We start from the raw sequence: 21,356 nt of genomic DNA, 5'->3' as shown, positions 1-21,356 counted from the left end.
ATAGGGAGATTTTATATGAATCCAATATTTTTACAAATAGGAAGTTTTAAATTAAGCTATTATGGACTATGCTATGCAATAGCGTTTTTTATAGGAATAGAGCTATTAAAAAAAGAAGCTGTTAAAAAAGGAATTACAAAAAATGTTATAGAAGACTATGCTTTTGTAGCTATGTTATCAGGTTTATTAGGAGGAAGATTATACTATGTATTATTTAACTATAGTTATTATTTTTCTCACCCACAAGATATAATAGCTGTGTGGAAAGGTGGAATGGCAATTCATGGTGGTATATTAGGAGGATTTATAGGAACTCTAATATACGCACATAGAAAAAAATTAAACCCTTTTTTATTAGGAGATATGGTAGCACCATTACTTCTTCTAGGACAAGGAATTGGAAGATTTGGAAATTTAGCAAATGGAGAAGTTCATGGAGTACCTACTTTTACACCGTTAAAAGTAATATTTAATTTAAAGCCAAGTTTTTACCAATGGTATAATAATTATAATTTGATGAGTTTATCTGAAAAAGCACAATATAAAGAGTTAGTACCTTGGGGATTAGTATTCCCAACATCATCCCCAGCAGGAGCAGAATTTCCAAATTTACCACTTCATCCAGCAATGCTATATGAAGCAGGACTTAATTTTATTGGTTTCTTTTTTTTGTATTTCTTTATGAGAAATAAAAACTATGCTACAGGAACTATATGGTGGGCATATATAATAATTTATAGTATAAATCGTATAATTGTAAGTTTCTTTAGAGCAGAAGATTTAATGTTATATGGTTTTAGAGCCCCACATGTTGTGAGTTTTATAATGTTGTTAATTGCTACAATAATTATAATAGTTATTAATAAAAAATCAGGGAGTGATAAATAATGAAGAAAATCTTAGGACTACTATTAATGATTTCAGTTTTATTTGGAGGATGTTCAAGCTTAACAACAAAAAATAAAAGATTAGTAGGAAAGGAATATATTTTGATTCAAGAAAATTCTATTCCAAATGTATTAATAGGTTTTGACGAACATAACTTTTATGGATTCTCTGGACTGAATAATTATTTTGGAAGATATGAGAAAAAAGGAAATAAAATAAAATTAGAAAAATTAGGATCAACTTTAATGGCTGGATCAGATAAAGTTATGAAAATGGAAACAGAATATTTACAAAAATTAGATACAGTTGAAACAGTTAGAATAGAAGATGATATATTAATTTTTACTTTAAAAGATGGATCAACTTTACAATATAAGGAAAACAAAAAAATTAATAAAAGTTTAAAATAATGATATAAAGAAAAAGGCGAAAATTTTTTCGCCTTTTATATTTTTATAAAATAAATAGAGAATATTAAAAAGTAATTAATCAATACAAATCTTTCTAGAATTACCTCTAATATCAACTTCAATAATCTTTTCAATAACTCCAGATCTATGACCAATTAAATAATTTGTCATATTAGCAGCAGAACAAGAGTGATTAGGTATAATCTCAATTTTATCACCAATTTTTAGAGTTGTAGATCCTTCCTTTTTTACTTTTGCAACTTCTTCAGATAAACCAATAATAGTAAGTTCAGGATGATTTTTAATTATTCCAAATCCTTTAGTTAATGAATTACCGTGAGCTCCTTGATCAAGACCTAAACATTTGCTACCACAATCTAAGATAAATAAATCTTCAGAAGGATGAGATACCACTGTAGCTAGAACACTTAATGCACAATCATCTTCTGTAGCAGCACCTAATGCAACTTGTATTGCATCAAAAAATACATAGTTTCCAGGTCTAGAAATTGTTATTTCAGATGATTTAATAGCACTTTCAAAGGTAGGAGTGGTTCCAGTAGCTACAAATTCAACGTCAGCTCCATTTTCAATTAAAAGCTTTTTTGCTAAAGTCATTGTACTAATCTCTTTTTCAGTTATTTTATTTATATAATCTTTAGAAAAACCATAAACTTGTCCTGTGTGAGTTGAAATTCCTTTAAAAACAAGATTTGGATATTTTTTTAGTGTATTGTATAGTAAAACACTATCCTCAGGAGAAACTCCAAATCTATTTAGACCACTATTTATAATTATCTGATAATTAATTTTAGTATTATTTAATTTTTTAGAAAGTTCTATCGCAGGAATTTCATTGTCAAAAGCAACAAAAAGATCACATTCTTTGCTAAGATTGATTACTCTATCTAAATTCGTATCTCCAATAACAGGATAAGCAAGCATAACTTTTTTAACTCCACTTTTTTTGATAACTTTTTCAGCTTCATCTAAAGTACCAACTAAAACTCCTTTTGCACCTTTATCAATTTGCATTTTTGTGATTTCACTACTTTTATGAGTTTTTAACATTGGAAACAATTCAACAGAGTTTTCATCAGCTAATTTTTGATATTTATTTATATTATTTTCAAGAGTAGAAAGATTAACCAAAAAACTAGGCGTTGTAAGTGATGCTATATTTTTTTTATTCATAATAAAAACCTCCAATTTAATTTCTAATAAAATATACACTAAATACAAATTAAAGTCAAACTTTATTTTTTTAAAAAAATAAATTAAAAATTTATTAAAAAGGAAAAAAGAAGAAATTTTGAAGAAAATGATATTACTAAATTTTGAGAAAGAGGTAAAGAAATGGAAAGAATTGAAGAAAAATTAAAAGACATTGAAAAAGAATATTTAGAACTTCAAGAAGGTATAACAGAATACTCAAATAATAATTTAAAATCAGCAGATTTAAAAAAAAGAGGATCAAAATTTGGAATTTATGAGCAAAAAGGTAAAAAAATGATGTTAAGATTAAAAGCTGTAGGTGGAGAGCTTTCAATTGAGAAATTTAAATCATTGGCAAATATAATGGAGAGAGAAGAAATTCCGTATTTGCATCTTTCTACAAGACAAAATTATCAACTGCATGAAGTTGATTTTGAAAAAGTAAAAGAGACAATAGAACAGTGTAATTCAAAAGAGATGTATTTTAGAGGTGGAGGTGGAAATACTTTTAGAAGTATTTTAGTTTCAACATATACAGGAGTGGATAAAAGAAATATTTTTGATGTAATGCCGTATGCTAGAATGGTTGAAAACGAAGTCTTTTTCATGGATAAAGCTTTTGATTTTGGAAGAAAATTAAAAATTGGATTTTCAAATTCATTAGATGACGAGTTTGTTATGGCTGTTCAAGATATGGGATTTGTAGCAAAAGAGATAAATGGTGAAAGAGGATTTAAAGTTTATTGTGGTGGAGGAATGGGAAGAGGAAGTAAAATAGGTCATGTTTTAATAGAATTTTTGCCTGAAGAGGATTTACTAAGAGCAGTAAAAGCTTTAATAGATTTATTCTATGATCGTGGAGATAGAGTTAATAGAATGCAAGCTAGATTAAGATTTCTAGTTGAAAAAATGGGATTTGAAGGTTTTAAAAAACTGTATTTAGATTATTTTGAAAAAGAAAATATAAAAAATGGGAAAATATCTAAAATAAATTATGAAAAGAAAATAAGAGAGTTAAAACATTTTGATACAGTTGAAAATTCTGAGGTATTCAATTTATGGAAAGATATTTGTACAAAAGATACTAAATTCAAAGATGTAGTTTCTTTAGTTTTATATGTAAAAAATGGAGATTTAACAGCAACAGATATAGAAAAACTTTATGTGTTAATGAAAGATATAAATACTCCAACAATAAGAGCTACAATAAATCAAAATTTAGTTATTCCATTAGTTCATAGATCAGCTATTCCTTATATTTATAAATATTTAAATGAACAAATTCCAGAAATAGTAACACAAACTATATCTATAAGAGGACAAATTAGAGCGTGTGTTGGGGCAAAAGTTTGTATGATTGGAGTTCAAGATTCAGCTTCGATAGCTGACGAAATAGGAGACGAATTAGATGATCTTGCAAAAGAATTTCCTCAATATAGAAAAATAATATTTAAAGAAGCAAAAAATATTAGAATTTCAGGATGTCCTAGTTCTTGTGCTGGAGTGCCTGTGGCACCATTAGGATTTATAGGATTAAAAAAGAAGATAAATGATAAATTAGTAGATTGTATGCAAGTTTACATGGGAGGTATTCTAACAGAATCTATTCAATCATTAGCATTTGAAATTCCAAATTTAATTTTACCAATAGATGAGATTCCACTTCTTGTAAAATCTTTATTTAGAGATTATCTAGAAGTATTACAAGTTTATGATATTACTTTTAGTAATTATATGTATGAAAGAAGATTAGAAGAGTTTTAAAAAATAAAGTGACGATTATATTAAATCGTCACTTTTTATTATTTTTGCACCTTTTTTTTCCATTTCTTTAAGTGCTTTAAAAGAGTCTTCTGATGATAAGTTTACACCTTTGCATCCATCTTCAATAACACTAACTTTAAATCCTAGTTCTAAGGCGTCTAAAACAGTATATTTAACACAATAATCTGTAGCTAGACCTAATACAAAAAGTTCAGAGATATTATTGGCTTTTAAAAGATTTAAAAGTTCTGTATTTTTTAATTTTCCATTATCAAAAAATCCGCTATAAGAATCTATTTCAGGATTAGTTCCTTTATAAATAATATTTTCAATTTTTATAAGATTCGGATGAAAATCAGCTCCAAAACTTTCTTGAACACAATGCTCAGGCCACCAAATTTGTGGGAGATTATTTAGAGTGCCAAGCTCCCCTACAATACCGTTGGAGTTTTTAGCAAAACTTTTGTGGTTAGATGGATGCCAATCCATTGTGGCAACAATAAAATCATTGTTTTTAGCAAAATAACTAATAACCCTATTAGCTATTGGAATAATACTAGCTGCATTTTTAACAGCTAAAGATCCTCCTTCACAAAAATCATTTTGAATATCAACAACAATCAAAGCTTTCAAGATAAAACCTCCCAATAATGTATTTTTCACAGTATAACAGTTAAATAAAAAAATGTAAATTAAAAACAACTTGGAAAAAGGATTTCTATTTGCTATTATGGTATATATAAATATATAATAAAAAAATTAGGAGGGGGAATATGAACGTAATATTAGGAGTACTATTTTTTGTTCTAGGAAGTTTAGCAGTTTATATTTTTCAAAAAAAGAAATATAAAAAGATGACAGAAGAGGATTTAGTCTGTGAAATGGTACAAAAAACATTTATTAGAGAAAAGTTTTCAGATCACAATGAACATAAATTGGTAAAAGATCTATTAAAGAGTGATGCATTTATAAAAGAGTTATCTTTAACTGCAAAATTTAAAGGTATGATAGTAGGATATATACTTTTTACAAAAGTAAAAGTAGGAAATGAAACCTTATTAGCTTTAGCACCATTAGCAGTATTACCAAGATTTCAAAAAAAAGGTATAGGGAAAAGTTTAGTAGAAAAAGGACATAAAATAGCAAAGGATTTAGGATATAAAGGAGTTGTGGTTTTGGGTCATCCAGATTATTATAAAAAATTTGGTTATGAGCCTGCTTCGAAATGGGGAATAAACTGTCCTATTGAAGTTCCAGATGAAAATTTTATGGCAATTGAACTTTATCCAGGAGCTTTATCTAATGTAAAGGGATTAGTTGAATATCCTAAAGAGTTTGGAATAAATTAATAAAGGGGAAGTGAAGTGATGAGTTTTAATGACTATGTTGAAAGAAAAGGAAGCGATTCAAGAAAATGGGATTTGAAAGGAATGTATGAAATGGCATCTTATGTAGATGAAAGTAGCATTCCTATGTGGGTTGCAGATATGGATTTTAAAGCTCCAGAATTTGTTCAAAAAGCTTTAATAGAAAGAATTGAGCATGGGGTATTTGGTTATAATATTGCAAAAGAATCTTATTTTGAAAGTATTAAACTTTGGTTAAAAAATAAAAATAATTGGGATATAAATCAATCGTGGATAGTTCCTACAAGTGGAGTTGTACCAGCATTATGTTATGCAGTAAAAGCGTTTACTGAAGTTGGAGACGGAGTGATAGTTCAAAATCCAGTTTATCCTCCATTTAGAGGTTCAGTAGAACTTAATGCAAGAAATGTAATAAATAATCCATTAAAATTAATAGGTGATAGATATGAGATGGATTTTGATGATTTAGAAGAAAAATTAAAAGAACCTAAAAATAAAATGATGATTTTATGTAATCCTCATAACCCAGTTGGAAGAGTTTGGAAAAAAGATGAGTTAGAAAGAATTGTAACATTGTGTTTAAAATATAAAAAAATATTAATTTCAGATGAAATTCATAGCGATTTAATACTATTTAATAATAATTTCACATCGATGGGAACTTTAAATGATGATATAAAAAATTATTTGGTAGTTTGTACTTCAATAAGTAAAACATTTAATTTAGCAGGATTAAAGGCATCAAATATAATTATTCCAAACAATAACTTAAGAGAAAAATTCATAAATGAAATGCTTAAAGTTGGTTCAAAACCATCTCCAAATATTTTTGGAGCAATAGGAGTTGAATGTTGTTATTCTGCTGAGGGTGAAAAATGGCTAGAAAATCTAATAGTGTATTTAGAAGAAAATTATCTATATTTAAAAAAATATTTAGAAGAAAAATTGCCTAAAATAAAATGCTTACCTTTAGAAGGAACATATTTGGCTTGGATAGATTTAAGATCATTAAATTTAACAAATGAAGAATTAAAAGTTAAGTTAGAACAAGAAGCTAAAATTGTAATAGATGGTGGAGAAATTTTTGGAAATGAGGGAGTTGGATTTATAAGATTAAATTTTGCTTGTCATAGATCTATTTTAGAAAAAGCTTTAGAAAGAATAGAGAGAGCGCTAAAAAATTATTAAAATAAAGAAAAGCAAGGAAGTAGAAATTTCCTTGCTTTTTATTTTATACAACTGTACAAATTTCATTGAAATTAAGTCTTTTTTCTCTTGGGTTAAGAGTCTTAGTTTCATCAAAATATCCTATTGATAGTAACATTACAACAGTTTTATCCTCATCAATATTAAACAATTCCTTAACTTTTTCTTCGTTAAAACCAATCATAGGATGAGTATCAACACCGTGATCTTTGGCACAAAGCATTAAAGTCATAGCTAAAAGAGATACGTCTCTTACAGCCATAGCATTTCTTTTAACTTCAGTAGGGTATAAAACAGTTTCACACATATTAATAAGTTGCCCAACTTTTTCTTCTTTTAATCCTAAATCAATTTTAATATTCCACATAGGATTATCCCTACCATATCCAAAAGTATCTCCAACTAATATAAGAGTCATAGATGCTTCTTTTATCTTAGGCTGATTACAAGCTGTAAATAGTTTTTCTTTAGCTTCAGAAGATCGAACGGCAATAATTTCCCATGGTTGCAGATTAAAGGCAGAAGGAGCTAGAACTGCTTCATTTATAATCTCTTCAAAAAGTTTTAAATCAAGCTCTTTATTTGGATCAAAAAAATTAACACTTCTTCTTTTGGTAACAACGTCTTTAAAATTCATATTAACACCTCCACAAGATACTTAATTTATTATACCAATGTTGAGGGAAAAATCTTTTTTAATTATTTAATAACAACTCGTGGAATTCTGTTATTAATAAGGGTAGTATATTCATAGTGATCCATTTTCAAAAAGTCATTAGATTTTTCAAAATCTCTATAAACTTCAACTAAATCTCCTGTTTTTATGGAATCATCAACAAGAATAAAAGAAGTATCCATACTAATATGAATGATAGGAAACTCTTTACTATTTACATGACATAAAATATTTGTATTTTTTTTAGAAAAGCCATCACCATATCCAAGTTTAATTTTAGCAACCTTATGATAGTTTTCTACGGGTATATTTTTAATACGTTCGTATCCAATAAAATTTAAACTTGAAAAATCTTTTATATCATATATGGGGCCGGAAAGAGACCAAGAACGTTTGATATTATTATTATAAATTCCAGGATCTAGCATCCCCAGTAAGCTAATTCCACATCTTACATGGGTAGAACCGTCACCTAATCCCAAAAGAGTTGCAGCACTATTTTGAGAGTGAATAATATTAAAGTACTCTTTACCAATGTATTCAATTGAATCTAAAAATTTATTTTGTACGCTAATAGTTTCTTCAGTATTGGAACTAAAAAAATGAGTCATAGCTCCTTGAAAATGGATATTATTATTTATAATAATATTTTTAACAACTTCAATCTCCTTTTCAGTAAAACCATTTCTAGCAAAACCAAAATCAAATTTTAAATGGAGTTGTAAAGGATCTACTTTAATTCTAATCAACTCTTGAAGTTCCTCTATACTATTTACAACCATTTCTAAATTTTTAAAATTTTTTAAAAGAGAGAAATTTTCAATAGTTTCAAAAATTAAAATTTTAATTTTGGAGATGTTTAATGAAAGTATTTCAAAAGCCTCTGACTCTCTAGCAACAGCAAAATAAGTACATCCAGCGTCCACCAAAATAGGAACTACTTCTTTTAAACCATGACCATAAGCATTTGCTTTAACAACAGCTATGATTTCTTTTTGAGTGCTCATTTTGATATAATTGAAATTATGAATTATATTATCTCTAACAAGTTTTATATAAAAACTATCTTTACCCATTAAAATTCCCCCTGTTTTATAAATCTATATTGTTATTATTACCATATAATTCTTTAAATTTCAAAAAAAATATTATAAAATAACGAAAAAGGAGATGATATTATGAAAATTGAAATTTTAAAATCAGCAAAAGAAGCTCTTGGAAGAAGTTTTAAAGGTAAAAATGTTGTTGTAATAGATGTTTTAAGGGCCACAACTGTTATGGTAACAGCTTTAGAAAATGGTGCAAAATGTATATATCCCTTTAAAGAAATTGAAGATGCTAGAGATAAATGTAAGTTAAGTCAAAATGGACTTTTGGCTGGAGAAAGAAAAGGAATGAAAATTTTAGGATTTGATTTTGGGAATTCTCCTCTAGAATTTACAAAAGAAAAAGTAGAAGGAAAAGAGATTTACATGACAACTAGCAATGGAACAAGAGCAATAGAAAATTCTATTGATGGAGATAATTTATATATAGCTTGTTATTTGAATATTTCTGCTGTTGTAAATAAACTTTTGTTAGATACGAAGGATATTATAATTTTATGCTCAGGAACAGATGATAAATTTTCATTAGATGATAGTTTATGTGCTGGAATAATCACGCAAAAAATAAGTGATAAATTAAAAGTGGAAATGGATGACTTTGTTTTATCTTTAGAAAAATTAGCTAGATATTCTCCAGGAATAACTAAGGTATTAGAGGGAAGTAAACACTATGATTATTTAAAAAAAATTGGTTATAAAGATGACTTAGAATATTGCACCAAAATAGATATTTGTAATGTAGTTCCATTTTATATAGCAGGAAAAATAAAGACTTCCTCTTAGATATTAAGAGGAAGTCTTTTTAATGATTTTTTCATTAAAGGTATGCTGACAGTAAGACAAATAAGTTCAGCAATAGGAATAGCTAACCAAATGCCAATTTCACCAACAAAAAAGGGTAAAGTAAATAATGGAATCAAAACAAATATTATAGAACGACCACAGGAAATAAATGCAGATTCAAAGGGTTTTTCGATAGAAGTATGAAAGCTACTAGAAATTATATTAATAAATGATAGTAAATACGCAAATGTGAAGAAGAACACAGCTTTATTTGTTAAATTGGCTAACTCTTTATTTCCATTGGAAAAAAGATGAACGATTTTATCACCAAAAATATGCATAACAATGAATGTAATTAAACCAATAGAAGCACCAGATTTTAAAGCAATTTTCAAAACATCTTTGATTTTATCAATTCTATTAGCACCTAAATTATAAGAAATAATAGGTTGTAAAGCTTGAGATAAGCCATATAAAGATATATTAACAATTGAATTGATATAAAAAACAATTGTTAAAGCAGAAACTCCAAGAACACCTATATTTTTCATTATTATAATATTAAAAATATAAGTAGTAATAGCACTTGAAATAACTGTTAGCATCTCTGAACTTCCATTATAAAAAATTTCTTTAATATCTTTAAAAGTTCCAATTATTTTTCCAAATTCAATATGATAAAATAGAGATAAAGCACCAAACATATTAGCAAAACATGAAGCTATTGCGGCACCTTCCATACCCATTCCTAGTGTTATAACAAAAATATAATCTAAAAAAACATTCACTATAAAACAAATTGATCCACTTATAAAAACTTGATTTGGTTTTCCTGCGATTCTAACGAAAGTCTCTGTAAAAATAGGCATGCTAAAAAAAATAGAACCAGGAATAAGGATTGCAAGATATCCTTTTACTAGGAAATATGTTTCTGAATCAGTCCCTAAAAGTTTTATAACGGTCTCAAAATTTAGTAATAAGCCGATTGAGATAATTAATAATACTGATAGTAGTAAAATCAAAGTTAAGCTAGTTAAACCTTTAGCCCTATCATAATCTTTATTTCCAGAAGCTATTCCCACAAGAACACCTCCTCCAATACAAATCATAAGAGCAATACTAAGTAAAAGGTTAATAAGTGGCATAGAAAGATTAACTGCTGCTAATCCATTTGATCCAACACCTTTACTCAAAAATAGTCCATCGACCATAATTTGTAAAGAAACAATGAGCATTCCTAAAATACTAGGTATTGCAAATTTAAAAAATAATTTTTTTACACATCCATTTTCAAGAGTAATATTTTGTACCATTTTTTCTCCTCTATAAAATAATATTAATAAATATCTATATGTGATATTATAAACTATATACTTAAGTATAATGTCAAGGAGAAAATATGAAAAATAGATATAAAATTTCTGAATTAGCTAAGATTGTAAATATTTCTAAACAAACACTTATTTTTTATCATAAAAAAGGGATATTAATTCCAGAATATATAGATGAAGAAAATAGCTATAGATATTATTCAAATTCTCAAATTTGGGATTTGTTTTTTATTTTAACTTTAAAAGAAGCAGGATTTTCTTTAGATGAAATAAAAAAATATATAAAAGTGAAAAAACCTTTAGAAAATATAAAATTTTTAGAAGAAAAAATTCATGATATTGATAGAAAAATAAATGAATTAGTAAAAAGTAAAAATACTATAAATGAAAAAATAGAATGTTTAAAAGATATGCAGATTAACTTAGAAGAAAAAGTTAAAGTTGTTTTACAAAAAGAAAAAAAAGTTTATTTTATAAAAATAAAAAATCCACTGGATGAAAAAGAGATTGCAGAAACTTATGATAAATTACAAAGGTTAGGCAATAAAAATGGGATAAAAGAAATAATATATATATCAACAGTTAAAAAAGATAATTTATATGAAGGATCAAAACTTCTTTTAGATAAGATTGGCATACATATTTCTGATGGATATTCAATAGTAGGTGAAGAGATTTTGAAAAGTCAAAATTGTGTAATGTTAAGACATAAAGCAACTTTTGATATGATTAAATTGACCTATGAAAATTTATATAAATTTATAAAAGATAATCAATATGAAATAGTTGGTGATTCGATAGAGATTGGAAATGAAGTAGTTGTTCCTCTTGAAACTGGCTTTGGAGGTATAGTAGATATATATATTCCTATAAAAAAAATTGAAAAATAATAAAAATTAGGATATTCTATAGGGTAGTAAAGAGATAAAGAGGAGAAAAAAATATGGATGCAAAAAAATCAAGAAGAAAAAAAGCTATGGGTTTAGAGGGCGTTGTGTGTATTGCAATACTTTCTACATTAATCTATTTAGCATCTAGTAAAATGGGTGGAATTAATATGATTAACACCATAATAAAAACTGCACATGATTTATTGTTAAATACAGTGTTTTTCATAATGGGAGTATCGGTTATAGCAGGAGCATTTGCAGGCATTTTATCAGAGTTTGGAGTAATTGCTATATTAAATAAATTATTATCACCATTGATGAAACCATTATATAGGTTACCTGGAGCTGCTGCATTGGGAATTTTAACAACATATATTTCTGATAATCCAGCAATATTGAGCTTATCTGCAGATAAAGGTTTTACTAAATATTTTAAAAAATACCAATTACCAGCTTTAACAAATTTAGGAACATCTTTTGGAATGGGATTTATAGTTTCTACATTTATGATCGCACAAAGTGGAAGTATGAATGAAAACTTAGTATTTCCAGTTATTTTAGGAAATTTAGGAGCTTTTGTAGGAAGTATTGTAAGTGTAAATCTGATGATTAATTTTACTAAAAAAGTTTTTCATGAAACAAAAGAAGATTTAGAAGATGGATCTACAGTTTCTGATTTTTTTGAATACAGAGATATTAGAGATGGAAATATACTTGAAAGATTACTAGAGGCACTTTTAGAAGGTGGAAAAAATGGAGTACAAATGGGTATGGAGATAATACCTGGAGTTTTAATAATTTGTACCACAGTGCTATTATTAACTAATGGACCGGGAGCTCAAGGATATACGGGAGAAGCTTATCAAGGTATAGCTTTACTACCATATATAGGAGAAAAGTTACAATTTATTTTAAAGCCTTTATTTGGTTTTACAAGTGCTAAAGCATTAGCGTTTCCAATAACATCATTAGGAGCTGTAGGAGCTGCCTTAGGATTAGTTCCTCAGTTTATTATTGATAAAGCTATAACGTCAAGAGAGATTGCTGTTTTTACAGCCATGGGAATGACATGGAGTGGATATTTAAGTACTCATGTTGCTATGATGGATAGTCTAGGGTATAGAAAATTAACGGGTAAGGCTATTTTTAGTCATACAATTGGAGGAATTGTCGCAGGAGTAGTTGCAAATATTTTATATACGATATTTGTATAAATTTATGGAGGACATATAAAATGAAAGAATATAAAATTGATTTACATATACATACAAATGTAAATCCTCATGCATTTAGTACATTAGAAGAAAATATAAAAGCAGCAGCAAAAAAAAATATGGATATAATAGCGATAACTAACCATGGACCGGCTTTGCAAGATACTCCACATTGGTGGCATCTTGTAAATATAGCTATTCTTCCTGATATAATAGAAGGTGTAAGGGTAATAAAAAGTGTGGAAGCTAATATACTAGATGAAAATGGGACGTTAGATATAAATCAAAAAATTTATGAAAAAATGGAGTTAGTTTTAGCTGGTTTCCATACTGTAGATGAGTATGGAGATATAAGTAATATTGAGAAAAACACAACAGCTATATTGAATTTGATAAAAAAGCAAAAAGCTGATATAATAGTTCATCTGGGAAATCCAATTTTTCCAGTAGACTATGAGAGAATAGTAAAAGTAGCTAAAGAAAATAATGTAGCTTTAGAAGTTAATAATACTTCCTTAGGAACAATCACAAGAGTTGGTTCAAAGAAAAACTGTAAAAAAATGCTGGAACTAGCAAAAAAAGAGAGATGTTACATATCTTTAGGAACAGATGCTCATTATTCTGGTCATATAGGAGAGTTTCAAAGAGCTATTGAACTATTAGAAGAAGTAAATTATCCAGAGGATTTAATAATAAATAGTTCAAAAGAAACTTTTGAGAAATTTTTAAAGCTGAGACAAGAGTTAAGGTCAATAGATGTTAATTCTTAATTTTGGGAGGAAAGAAGATGCAAAAAAATAGAATATGTGAATTATTAGGAATTAAATATCCGATTATCCAAGGAGCGATGGCGTGGATATCAAATGGAAACTTAGCAGGACATGTGTCTAAAGCAGGTGGATTAGGGATAATAGCAGGTGGAGGAATGCCTCCAGAGATATTAAGACAAGAAATTAAGAAGGCAAAGTCTATAACGGATAATCCTTTTGGTGTTAATTTAATGTTAATGATGGAAAGTGTTGCTGAACAAATAGATGTTTGCATAGAAGAGGGAGTTAAAGTAGTAACAACAGGTGCTGGAAATCCTGGAGTATATATGGAAAAATTAAAAGCAGCAGGAATAAAGGTAATACCAGTTGTAGCATCTGTGGCATTAGCAAAAAGAATGGAAAAAATAGGAGCAGACGCAGTTGTAGCAGAAGGATTAGAAGCAGGTGGACATATAGGGGAAATAACAACAATGTCTTTAGCTACACAAGTTGCAAGAGAAGTTTCTATACCAGTTGTAGTTGCTGGAGGAATTGCTAGTGGAGAACAATTTTTAGCAGCATTAGCTTTAGGTGGAGAAGCAGTTCAAGTGGGAACTATCTTTATCGTAGCTCATGAATGTGATGTTCACGAAAATTATAAAAATTTAGTATTAAAAGCTAAAGATAGATCAACAGTTACGACTGGAAATTATACAGGACACCCTGTTAGGGTATTGAATAATAAATTTGCTAAAGCAATTTTAGAATTAGAAGTAAAAGGAGCTCCAAAACAGGAAATTGAGGATTTAGGAAAAGGGAAGCTTAGATTAGCGGTTGTAGATGGAGATGTAGAAAATGGAAGTGTTATGTCTGGACAAGTTGCAGGGTTAGTAAAAGAAGCTTTAAGTTGCCAAGAGATTGTAGATAAGCTAATGAGAGAGTTAAAAGAGGAAAAAGTAAGATTAGATGAAACAATTTCAAAAATAACTTTCTAATAGTGAAGCAATACAAGGGTGGAGGGATCTACCCTTTTTATCTAAAATAAAGGGGAGAAAATATATGTATAATAAAGTAATGGAAACGGTAGAGTTTTTAAATTCTAAGGTTATAAATAGACCTAAAATAGCAATAATTTTAGGATCTGGGTTAGGTGGATTAGTAGAATATGTTGAGAATAAGGTTATAATACCATATAAAGATATTCCAAACTTTCCAGTTTCAACAGTAGCAGGACATGCAGGAGAATTAGTTTTTGGTACAATAAATAATGTTGAAGTTTTAGTAATGAAAGGAAGATTTCACTACTATGAAGGGTATAATATGAAAGAGGTTACTTATCCTCAATATGTATTTAAGAAATTTGGAATAGAGACAATGATTGTGAGTAATGCAGCAGGTGGAGCAAATAGAGATTTTAAGCCAGGAACATTAATGATAATTAATGATCATATAAACTTTTTTGGAACAAATCCATTAATTGGATCAAATGACGAAAGGTTTGGACCAAGATTCCCAGATATGTCAGAAACATACAATAAAGATTTAATTGTAAAAGCTAAAGATGTAGCTAACAGATTGAATATTGAATTTGAAGAGGGAGTATATTTAGGGTCTTCAGGTCCAACATATGAAACAGCTGCAGAAGTGAAAATGATGATGACAATGGGAGCATCAGCAGTTGGAATGTCTACAGTTCCAGAATCAATAGTAGCTAATTATTTAGGAATTAAAATATTGGGAATATCTTGTATAACTAATATGGCTACTGGAATAGCTACTAAACCACATTCACATGAAGAGGTTGTAGAAATAGCAAACCAAACAGGAGAAAGATTTTGTAAATGGATTGCTGAAACAGTAAAAGAATTATAATAGCAGACTCGCAGGAGGTATAATTATGAAAGCAGCATTTTTTGATATTGATGGAACAATTTATAGAAATTCATTATTAACAGAACATTTTAAAAAACTAATAAAGTATGAATTACTTGATATAAGAGAGTACGAGTTAAAAGTAAAAGATGCTTTTAAGAAATGGGATGAAAGAGTTGGGGATTATGATAAATATTTAGAAGAGATAACAACAACATATGTAGATGCAATAAAGGGACTATCACTTCAGTATAATGATTTTATTTCTGATCAAGTATTAGAGTTGAAAGGAAATAGAGTATATAAATTTACAAGAGATATGATAAAATGGCATAAAGAACAAGGACATAAAGTAATTTTTATCTCTGGAAGTCCAGATTTTTTAGTTTCAAGAATGGCTAAAAAATGGGGAGCAGATGACTACTGTGGATCAATATATCATTTTGAAGATGGAAAGCTTTCAGGGGATATTTCACCAATGTGGGATTCGAAAAATAAAATGATAGCAATAAACAATTTTTGTGAAAAATATGATATTGATTTAGCAGAAAGCTATGCATATGGAGACACGAATGGAGACTATAGTATGCTTAATCTTGTAGGACATCCTAGAGCTATAAACCCATCGAGAGAGTTATTGTTAAAAATAAAAACAGAAGAAAATTTAAAAAATAAAACTGAAATATTTGTAGAAAGAAAAGACGTTATTTATAAAGTTTCAGCAGATGTAGAAATTTTATAAAAAAAACTTGACATTTTTACAAAAAAGTTTTATTATTAGTCCAATAATAAAAATAAATTTTTAAAAAGAGGAGGAAGTTATGTCTATAAATTTCAATAATAATAATTATAATTGTAATAATAATAACAATAATAACAATAATAATTTATTGAAATTTGTGATGAATAATTTCCGTTATCTTGAAATAAAAAAGAATTTAAATTTAATTTAGGTAGATTTATTTGATTTAAGTAAATTTATTTATGTGCATCTTTAAGTAGATGTATTATATAATGTTAAATTAGAACTCTTAACTATTTCCGCTAATGGAGATGTTAAGAGTTTTTTATTTTTATAAAAAAATTGGAGGTAGTATTATGTATAAGACAAAGTTAGATATCATGGAAACAGAGATTGCAATTAAAGAAGTAAAGGATTTCTTTGAAAGAGATTTAGCTAAAAAGCTTGATTTAACAAGAGTTTCAGCACCTTTATTCGTGACACCTGAAAGTGGTTTAAATGATGATTTAAATGGTATTGAAAGAGCTGTAGCTTTTGATACAAAGTGTAAACAAGATGCAGTGATAGTTCACTCTTTAGCAAAATGGAAAAGAATGGCTCTTCATAAATATGGTTTTAACTCTGGAAAAGGTCTCTATACAGATATGAACGCAATTAGGAGAGATGAAGATTTAAGTCCGATTCACTCATATTATGTAGATCAATGGGACTGGGAAAAAGTTTTAGAAAAGGACGATAGAACAACTGAAACTTTACAAGAAACTGTAAAAAAAATATATAGTTCATTAAAAGATACAGAAAGTTATATTAGAGATATCTATCCTCAACTTTCAAAAAAATTACCAGAAGAAATAACTTTTATAACTTCACAAGAATTAGAAAAGCTATATCCAGAATTAACTCCAAAAGAAAGAGAGCATGAACATGCAAAAAGACATGGAGCAATATTTATAAGTGAAATAGGAAAGGTTTTAGAGTCAGGAGAGAAACATGATGGAAGAGCACCTGATTATGATGATTGGGATTTAAACGGAGATATAATCGTATATTATGAACCGTTAAAAATAGGTTTAGAGTTATCATCAATGGGAATTCGTGTATCAGAAGAATCTTTAGCCAAGCAATTGGAGATAGCAGGAGCAGAAGGAAGAAAAGAGTTAGAGTTTCATAAAAAACTTTTAGCAGGAGAGTTACCATATACAATAGGTGGGGGAATTGGTCAATCAAGATTATGCCTATTCTTCTTAGATAAATTACATATAGGAGAAGTTCAGGCCTCTTTATGGCCACAAGAAGTGATAGAGGAATGTAAAGCTAAAAATATTCCATTGTTATAAAAAGAAAAAATAAACTTGTCTTTCTGGATAAAAAGGGTATATAATTGGTATATTGTATACTTTTGGAGGTGAAGGGTGAGGTATTTAATAGATAAATTATCTATGGAAAATGATTTATCACAAGAAGAGTTAGAGATATTACTTACTAATCTAACAGAAGAGGATAGAGATTATTTAATAGATAAAGCATATGAAGTAAGAAAACAATATTATGGAAATACTGTTTTTTTTAGAGGATTAATAGAAATTTCTAATATATGTAAGTACGATTGTTTTTACTGTGGTATTAGGGCTTCTAATAAAAAAGCTAATAGATATAGATTGTCTAAAGATGAAATTTTAGAATGTTGTTATAGAGGATATTCCCTAGGATATAGGACCTTTGTTTTTCAAGGCGGAGAAGATAGTTATTTTTCTGATGAACTTTTAGAAAGTATAATAAAAACTTTAAAAAATAAATATTCAGATATAGCTATTACCCTTTCCCTTGGTGAAAGAGGAGAAGAGTCTTTTAAAAGATTGTATGAAGCAGGAGCAGATAGATACTTATTGAGGCATGAAACAGTGAATGAAAAACTTTATAAAGAACTTCACCCAAGTATGTCTTTAGATAATAGAAAAAAATGTTTAGAATCTCTTAAAGCAATAGGATATCAAGTGGGAAGCGGTTTTTTAATAGGATTACCCAATTTAAAACTGATAGACTACGCTAAAGATTTAATTTTTTTAAAAGAACTTAGGCCACATATGGTAGGGATAGGTCCATTTATTCCACATGAAGATACTCCTTTAAAAAATGAAAAAGGAGGAACTGCTTATGATACCATTACTTTACTTGCAATAATAAGACTTCTTTTACCAGATGTATTATTGCCAGCAACAACTGCTTTAGGAACAATAGATCCTAAAGGAAGAGAAAAAGGGTTTAAAGCAGGAGCTAACGTAATTATGCCTAATCTTTCTCCCATGGAATGCAGGAAAAAATATACTTTGTACAACGGAAAAGTTTTTTTAGGAAAAGAATCAGCAGAAGAGAAACTAAAAATTGAAAATAGCATTTTAGAAGCTGGTTTTCAGCCAGTACTAACAAGAGGAGATAATGTCAGATGGAAAAGAAAATAAATTTTATTGATCAAGAGTATATAGAAAAACTATTAGAAGAATCTAAAATAACAGATTATAAAGAGATAGATAGAATATTAGATAAAGCCAGTAATAAAGAGGGATTAACACATAAAGAGGTTGCATCTCTTTTACAGATAAAAGATGAAAATCAAAAAAAAAGACTTTATGAAATTGCAGGAGAGTTAAAAAAATCAATTTATGGAAATAGAATAGTTGTTTTTGCACCTCTTTATGTGAGTGATTACTGCGTAAATAACTGCACATATTGTGGATACAAAAGAGACAATAAATTTCCAAGAAAAAAATTAACTAGAGAGCAAATTCAAAATGAAGTTAAATTATTGGAAAAAATGGGACATAAAAGACTTGCTTTAGAATTAGGAGAAGATCCTGTAAATGTACCTATTGATTATGTAGTAGAAGCTATTGATGCAGTTTATACAACTAAATTTGAAAATGGTTCTATAAGAAGAATAAATGTAAATATTGCAGCAACAACAGTTGAAAATTATAAAAAATTAAAAGATGCTGAAATAGGGACATATATTTTATTTCAAGAAACATATCATAAGCCAACTTATGAGAAAGTTCATCCTAAATCTCTAAAAGGAGATTATGAATATCATTTAACTGCTTTTAATAGAGCAATGGAAGGTGGAATAGATGATGTTGGTGCAGGAGTTCTTTTTGGATTAGCAGATTATAAATTTGAAATTATAGCGTTAATGATGCATAATGAATATTTAGAAAAGCATTATGGAGTAGGATTCCATACAATATCTGTACCTAGAATAAAAAAAGCTGAAGGAATGAGTTTAGATGAATATCCTCATCAAATAGATGATGATACATTTAGAAATATTGTGGCCATAATAAGATTAGCTGTTCCATTTACTGGAATGATTCTTTCAACGAGAGAAACTGCTGAGTTAAGAAGAGAGTTAATAAAATATGGAATTTCTCAAATAAGTGCAGGATCTTCTGCTGATGTTGGAGGATATACAGACAGAGAAGAAGGTAAAACTCAGACACAATTTGAGTTAGCTGATCATAGAACACCTTTAGAGGTACTGAAAGAACTTTTAGATCAAGATTGTATACCAAGTTATTGTACAGCATGCTATAGAATGGGAAGAACAGGAGATAGATTTATGCAATTAGCTAAAAGTGGAAATATTCAAAATGTTTGTTCACCAAATGCATTGTTGACTTTAATGGAATATGCTGTGGATTATGGAGATTTAGAATTAACAGAAAAAGTTGAAAAAGTTATAGCAAGAGAGATAGAAAATATAAAAAGAGAAGATATTAAAATATTAACTTTAGAGAAATTAGAAAAAATAAAAAATGGAGAGAGAGATTTGTATCTTTAGGAGGAGCTTATGAAAAATACCCCAAATTCAAATAGGTTGCATATAGGGATTTTTGGAAAAACTAACTCTGGAAAATCGTCTCTTTTAAATGCTATTACAGAGCAAAATATAGCGATAGTTTCAGAAATTGAAGGAACTACAACTGATTCTGTAGTAAAAGCTATGGAATTTTTACCATTTGGGCCAGTATTATTTATAGATACTGCTGGATTAGAGGATAATACACCTCTTGGAAAGTTAAGAGTAAAAAAAACTTTAGAAGAATTAAAAAGAACTGATTTCGCCATTTTAGTTATGGATGCTACAAAAATTGATATAGAATTTTATAAAGAACAAGAACATCAGTTGAAAAAATATAATATTCCATTTATATTTGTATTAAATAAAGAGGACCTTTTATCGAAGGATGAAAAAGAGATTATAAGAGGAGTTTTTCCAAAAGCTATTTTTGTTTCAACTAAAGATAGAGATTCGATTTTGAAGTTAAAAGAGAATATTTTAAAAGAGATAAAAAAAGAAAAAGAAGAGCCTAAACTTTTAGGAGATTTAGTTCCCTATGATGGAAAAGTTTTGATGGTTGTACCTGTGGATTCAGAAGCTCCTAAAGGAAGATTAATACTCCCTCAAGTTCAACTTATAAGAGATTGTCTTGACCATGGAATAAAAAGTTATGTTGTAAGGGATACTGAATTAGAAAGTGCTTTGGAAGATATTAGAGATATTGATTTAGTTGTAACAGATTCTCAAGCTTTTAAAAATGTGGATAAAATTTTAAATAATAGAGTTAAATTAACAAGCTTTTCAATTCTTTTTGCTAGACAAAAGGGAGATTTAGAGGATTTAGTTAGAGGTGTAAAAAAACTTAAATCTTTAAATCATGGAGATAAGATATTAATTGCAGAAACTTGTACTCACAATACATCTCATGAAGATATAGGAAGAGTGAAAATACCAAAATTAATAAAAAAATTTACTGGGAAAGAAATTGAATTTGTTTTTATGGGTGGAAAAGATTTTCCAGAAGACTTATCAAAGTATGCTTTGGTAGTTCATTGTGGGGCATGTATGATAAATAAAAAATTAATGCAAAGTAGAATAGATGAATCGATGTCTGCAAATGTAGCTATAACTAACTATGGATTAGTTATAGCAGAAGTGACTGGAATTTTAGATAAATCTTTAGAAATATTTAAATAAAAAGCTCTCTTTACTAATGATTTAGTAAAGAGAGCTTTTTTCTATTTTGCTATTGACTTCAAAATAACTGTGAGGTAATATTAGTACCACTAAAAGAAGTTAAAAAATTAA

The 21,356-nt window shown here is 28.2% G+C and carries 21 protein-coding genes; 16 read left to right on the top strand and 5 right to left on the bottom strand.

All coding sequences use genetic code 11. The features are described 5' to 3' along the window. Positions 1 to 15 precede the first annotated feature (15 nt). Both lgt and NON08_RS10310 read left to right on the top strand, forming a co-directional pair. Entirely contained in the window at positions 16 to 888 is an 873-nt protein-coding gene (gene lgt / locus NON08_RS10315) for a prolipoprotein diacylglyceryl transferase (protein WP_256691492.1), read from the top strand. Beyond that, entirely contained in the window at positions 888 to 1,298 is a 411-nt protein-coding gene (locus NON08_RS10310) for an META domain-containing protein (RefSeq protein ID WP_256691491.1), read from the top strand. Before lgt ends, NON08_RS10310 begins: the two co-directional genes overlap by 1 nt. Before the next feature lie 75 nt (positions 1,299 to 1,373). On the opposite strand, the gene NON08_RS10305 is transcribed toward NON08_RS10310, so the two are convergent. Next, the gene (locus tag NON08_RS10305; protein ID WP_256691490.1) at positions 1,374 to 2,492 is read right to left on the bottom strand and encodes an alanine racemase; all 1,119 of its coding nucleotides are present in this window, start codon (positions 2,490 to 2,492) and stop codon (positions 1,374 to 1,376) included. Positions 2,493 to 2,654: 162 nt separating this feature from the next. On the opposite strand from NON08_RS10305, the gene NON08_RS10300 reads away from it, so the two are divergent. Further along, a complete protein-coding gene (locus NON08_RS10300; protein ID WP_256691489.1) occupies positions 2,655 to 4,277 on the top strand; it encodes a nitrite/sulfite reductase in 1,623 nt (540 codons plus the stop codon). A 15-nt stretch (positions 4,278 to 4,292) separates the two neighbouring features. On the opposite strand, the gene pncA is transcribed toward NON08_RS10300, so the two are convergent. Then, positions 4,293 to 4,910, bottom strand: a complete 618-nt coding sequence (gene pncA, locus NON08_RS10295) for a bifunctional nicotinamidase/pyrazinamidase (RefSeq protein WP_256691487.1) — start codon at positions 4,908 to 4,910, stop codon at positions 4,293 to 4,295. Positions 4,911 to 5,050: 140 nt separating this feature from the next. Between pncA and NON08_RS10290 the strand changes: the two genes are divergently transcribed. Together NON08_RS10290 and NON08_RS10285 are read left to right on the top strand one after the other, a co-directional pair. After that, a complete protein-coding gene (locus NON08_RS10290) occupies positions 5,051 to 5,626 on the top strand; it encodes a GNAT family N-acetyltransferase (protein ID WP_256691485.1) in 576 nt (191 codons plus the stop codon). A gap of 18 nt (positions 5,627 to 5,644) precedes the next feature. Beyond that, entirely contained in the window at positions 5,645 to 6,832 is a 1,188-nt protein-coding gene (locus NON08_RS10285; protein WP_256691853.1) for a MalY/PatB family protein, read from the top strand. Positions 6,833 to 6,875: 43 nt separating this feature from the next. Here NON08_RS10285 and NON08_RS10280 read toward each other — a convergent pair whose 3' ends face one another. After that, complete coding sequence (locus NON08_RS10280) at positions 6,876 to 7,487, bottom strand: nitroreductase family protein (RefSeq protein WP_256691484.1); 612 nt, start codon at positions 7,485 to 7,487, stop codon at positions 6,876 to 6,878. 62 nt (positions 7,488 to 7,549) lie between these two features. After that, the gene (locus tag NON08_RS10275; RefSeq protein WP_256691483.1) at positions 7,550 to 8,602 is read right to left on the bottom strand and encodes an alanine racemase; all 1,053 of its coding nucleotides are present in this window, start codon (positions 8,600 to 8,602) and stop codon (positions 7,550 to 7,552) included. A 102-nt stretch (positions 8,603 to 8,704) separates the two neighbouring features. On the opposite strand from NON08_RS10275, the gene NON08_RS10270 reads away from it, so the two are divergent. Then, on the top strand, positions 8,705 to 9,415 hold the full coding sequence (locus NON08_RS10270) for a 2-phosphosulfolactate phosphatase (protein ID WP_256691481.1): 711 nt from the start codon (positions 8,705 to 8,707) through the stop codon (positions 9,413 to 9,415). Here the strand turns inward: NON08_RS10270 and NON08_RS10265 are convergent. Continuing rightward, a complete protein-coding gene (locus NON08_RS10265) occupies positions 9,412 to 10,728 on the bottom strand; it encodes an MATE family efflux transporter (protein WP_256691480.1) in 1,317 nt (438 codons plus the stop codon). The two genes, NON08_RS10270 and NON08_RS10265, sit on opposite strands and share 4 nt — an antisense overlap. 86 nt (positions 10,729 to 10,814) lie before the next feature. Between NON08_RS10265 and NON08_RS10260 the strand changes: the two genes are divergently transcribed. The 10 genes from NON08_RS10260 (at position 10,815) to hydF (ending at position 21,245) form a co-directional block, all read left to right on the top strand. Further along, positions 10,815 to 11,636 carry a MerR family transcriptional regulator gene (locus tag NON08_RS10260; protein ID WP_256691479.1) on the top strand — a complete coding sequence of 274 codons (822 nt, stop codon included), beginning with the start codon at positions 10,815 to 10,817 and terminating at the stop codon, positions 11,634 to 11,636. Between the two features lie 53 nt (positions 11,637 to 11,689). Beyond that, a complete protein-coding gene (locus NON08_RS10255) occupies positions 11,690 to 12,850 on the top strand; it encodes a hypothetical protein (RefSeq protein WP_256691478.1) in 1,161 nt (386 codons plus the stop codon). 20 nt (positions 12,851 to 12,870) lie between these two features. After that, positions 12,871 to 13,620 (top strand): phosphatase, encoded by a 750-nt coding sequence (locus tag NON08_RS10250; RefSeq protein ID WP_256691477.1) that lies wholly within the window; start codon positions 12,871 to 12,873, stop codon positions 13,618 to 13,620. Between the two features lie 17 nt (positions 13,621 to 13,637). After that, positions 13,638 to 14,594 (top strand): nitronate monooxygenase, encoded by a 957-nt coding sequence (locus tag NON08_RS10245; RefSeq protein WP_256691476.1) that lies wholly within the window; start codon positions 13,638 to 13,640, stop codon positions 14,592 to 14,594. Positions 14,595 to 14,658: 64 nt separating this feature from the next. Beyond that, positions 14,659 to 15,471: a purine-nucleoside phosphorylase gene (locus NON08_RS10240; protein WP_256691474.1), complete on the top strand. Its 813-nt coding sequence runs from the start codon at positions 14,659 to 14,661 to the stop codon at positions 15,469 to 15,471. Between the two features lie 25 nt (positions 15,472 to 15,496). Next, entirely contained in the window at positions 15,497 to 16,213 is a 717-nt protein-coding gene (locus NON08_RS10235; RefSeq protein WP_256691472.1) for an HAD family hydrolase, read from the top strand. 353 nt (positions 16,214 to 16,566) lie between these two features. Then, positions 16,567 to 17,550 (top strand): aspartate--ammonia ligase, encoded by a 984-nt coding sequence (asnA, locus tag NON08_RS10230; RefSeq protein ID WP_256691852.1) that lies wholly within the window; start codon positions 16,567 to 16,569, stop codon positions 17,548 to 17,550. Between the two features lie 75 nt (positions 17,551 to 17,625). After that, complete coding sequence (gene hydE, locus NON08_RS10225; RefSeq protein WP_256691471.1) at positions 17,626 to 18,672, top strand: [FeFe] hydrogenase H-cluster radical SAM maturase HydE; 1,047 nt, start codon at positions 17,626 to 17,628, stop codon at positions 18,670 to 18,672. Continuing rightward, positions 18,657 to 20,048 carry a [FeFe] hydrogenase H-cluster radical SAM maturase HydG gene (gene hydG / locus NON08_RS10220; RefSeq protein WP_256691470.1) on the top strand — a complete coding sequence of 464 codons (1,392 nt, stop codon included), beginning with the start codon at positions 18,657 to 18,659 and terminating at the stop codon, positions 20,046 to 20,048. The genes hydE and hydG overlap by 16 nt, the downstream gene beginning before the upstream one ends. 9 nt (positions 20,049 to 20,057) lie before the next feature. Beyond that, positions 20,058 to 21,245, top strand: a complete 1,188-nt coding sequence (gene hydF, locus NON08_RS10215) for a [FeFe] hydrogenase H-cluster maturation GTPase HydF (protein ID WP_256691469.1) — start codon at positions 20,058 to 20,060, stop codon at positions 21,243 to 21,245. Positions 21,246 to 21,356: the final 111 nt, after the last annotated feature.

Source organism: Cetobacterium sp. NK01, from assembly GCF_024506395.1.
Lineage (GTDB): Bacteria > Fusobacteriota > Fusobacteriia > Fusobacteriales > Fusobacteriaceae > Cetobacterium_A > Cetobacterium_A somerae_A.
Note: the sequence above shows the minus strand (reverse complement) of the source record. Positions and strands in the feature narration are given on the sequence as shown.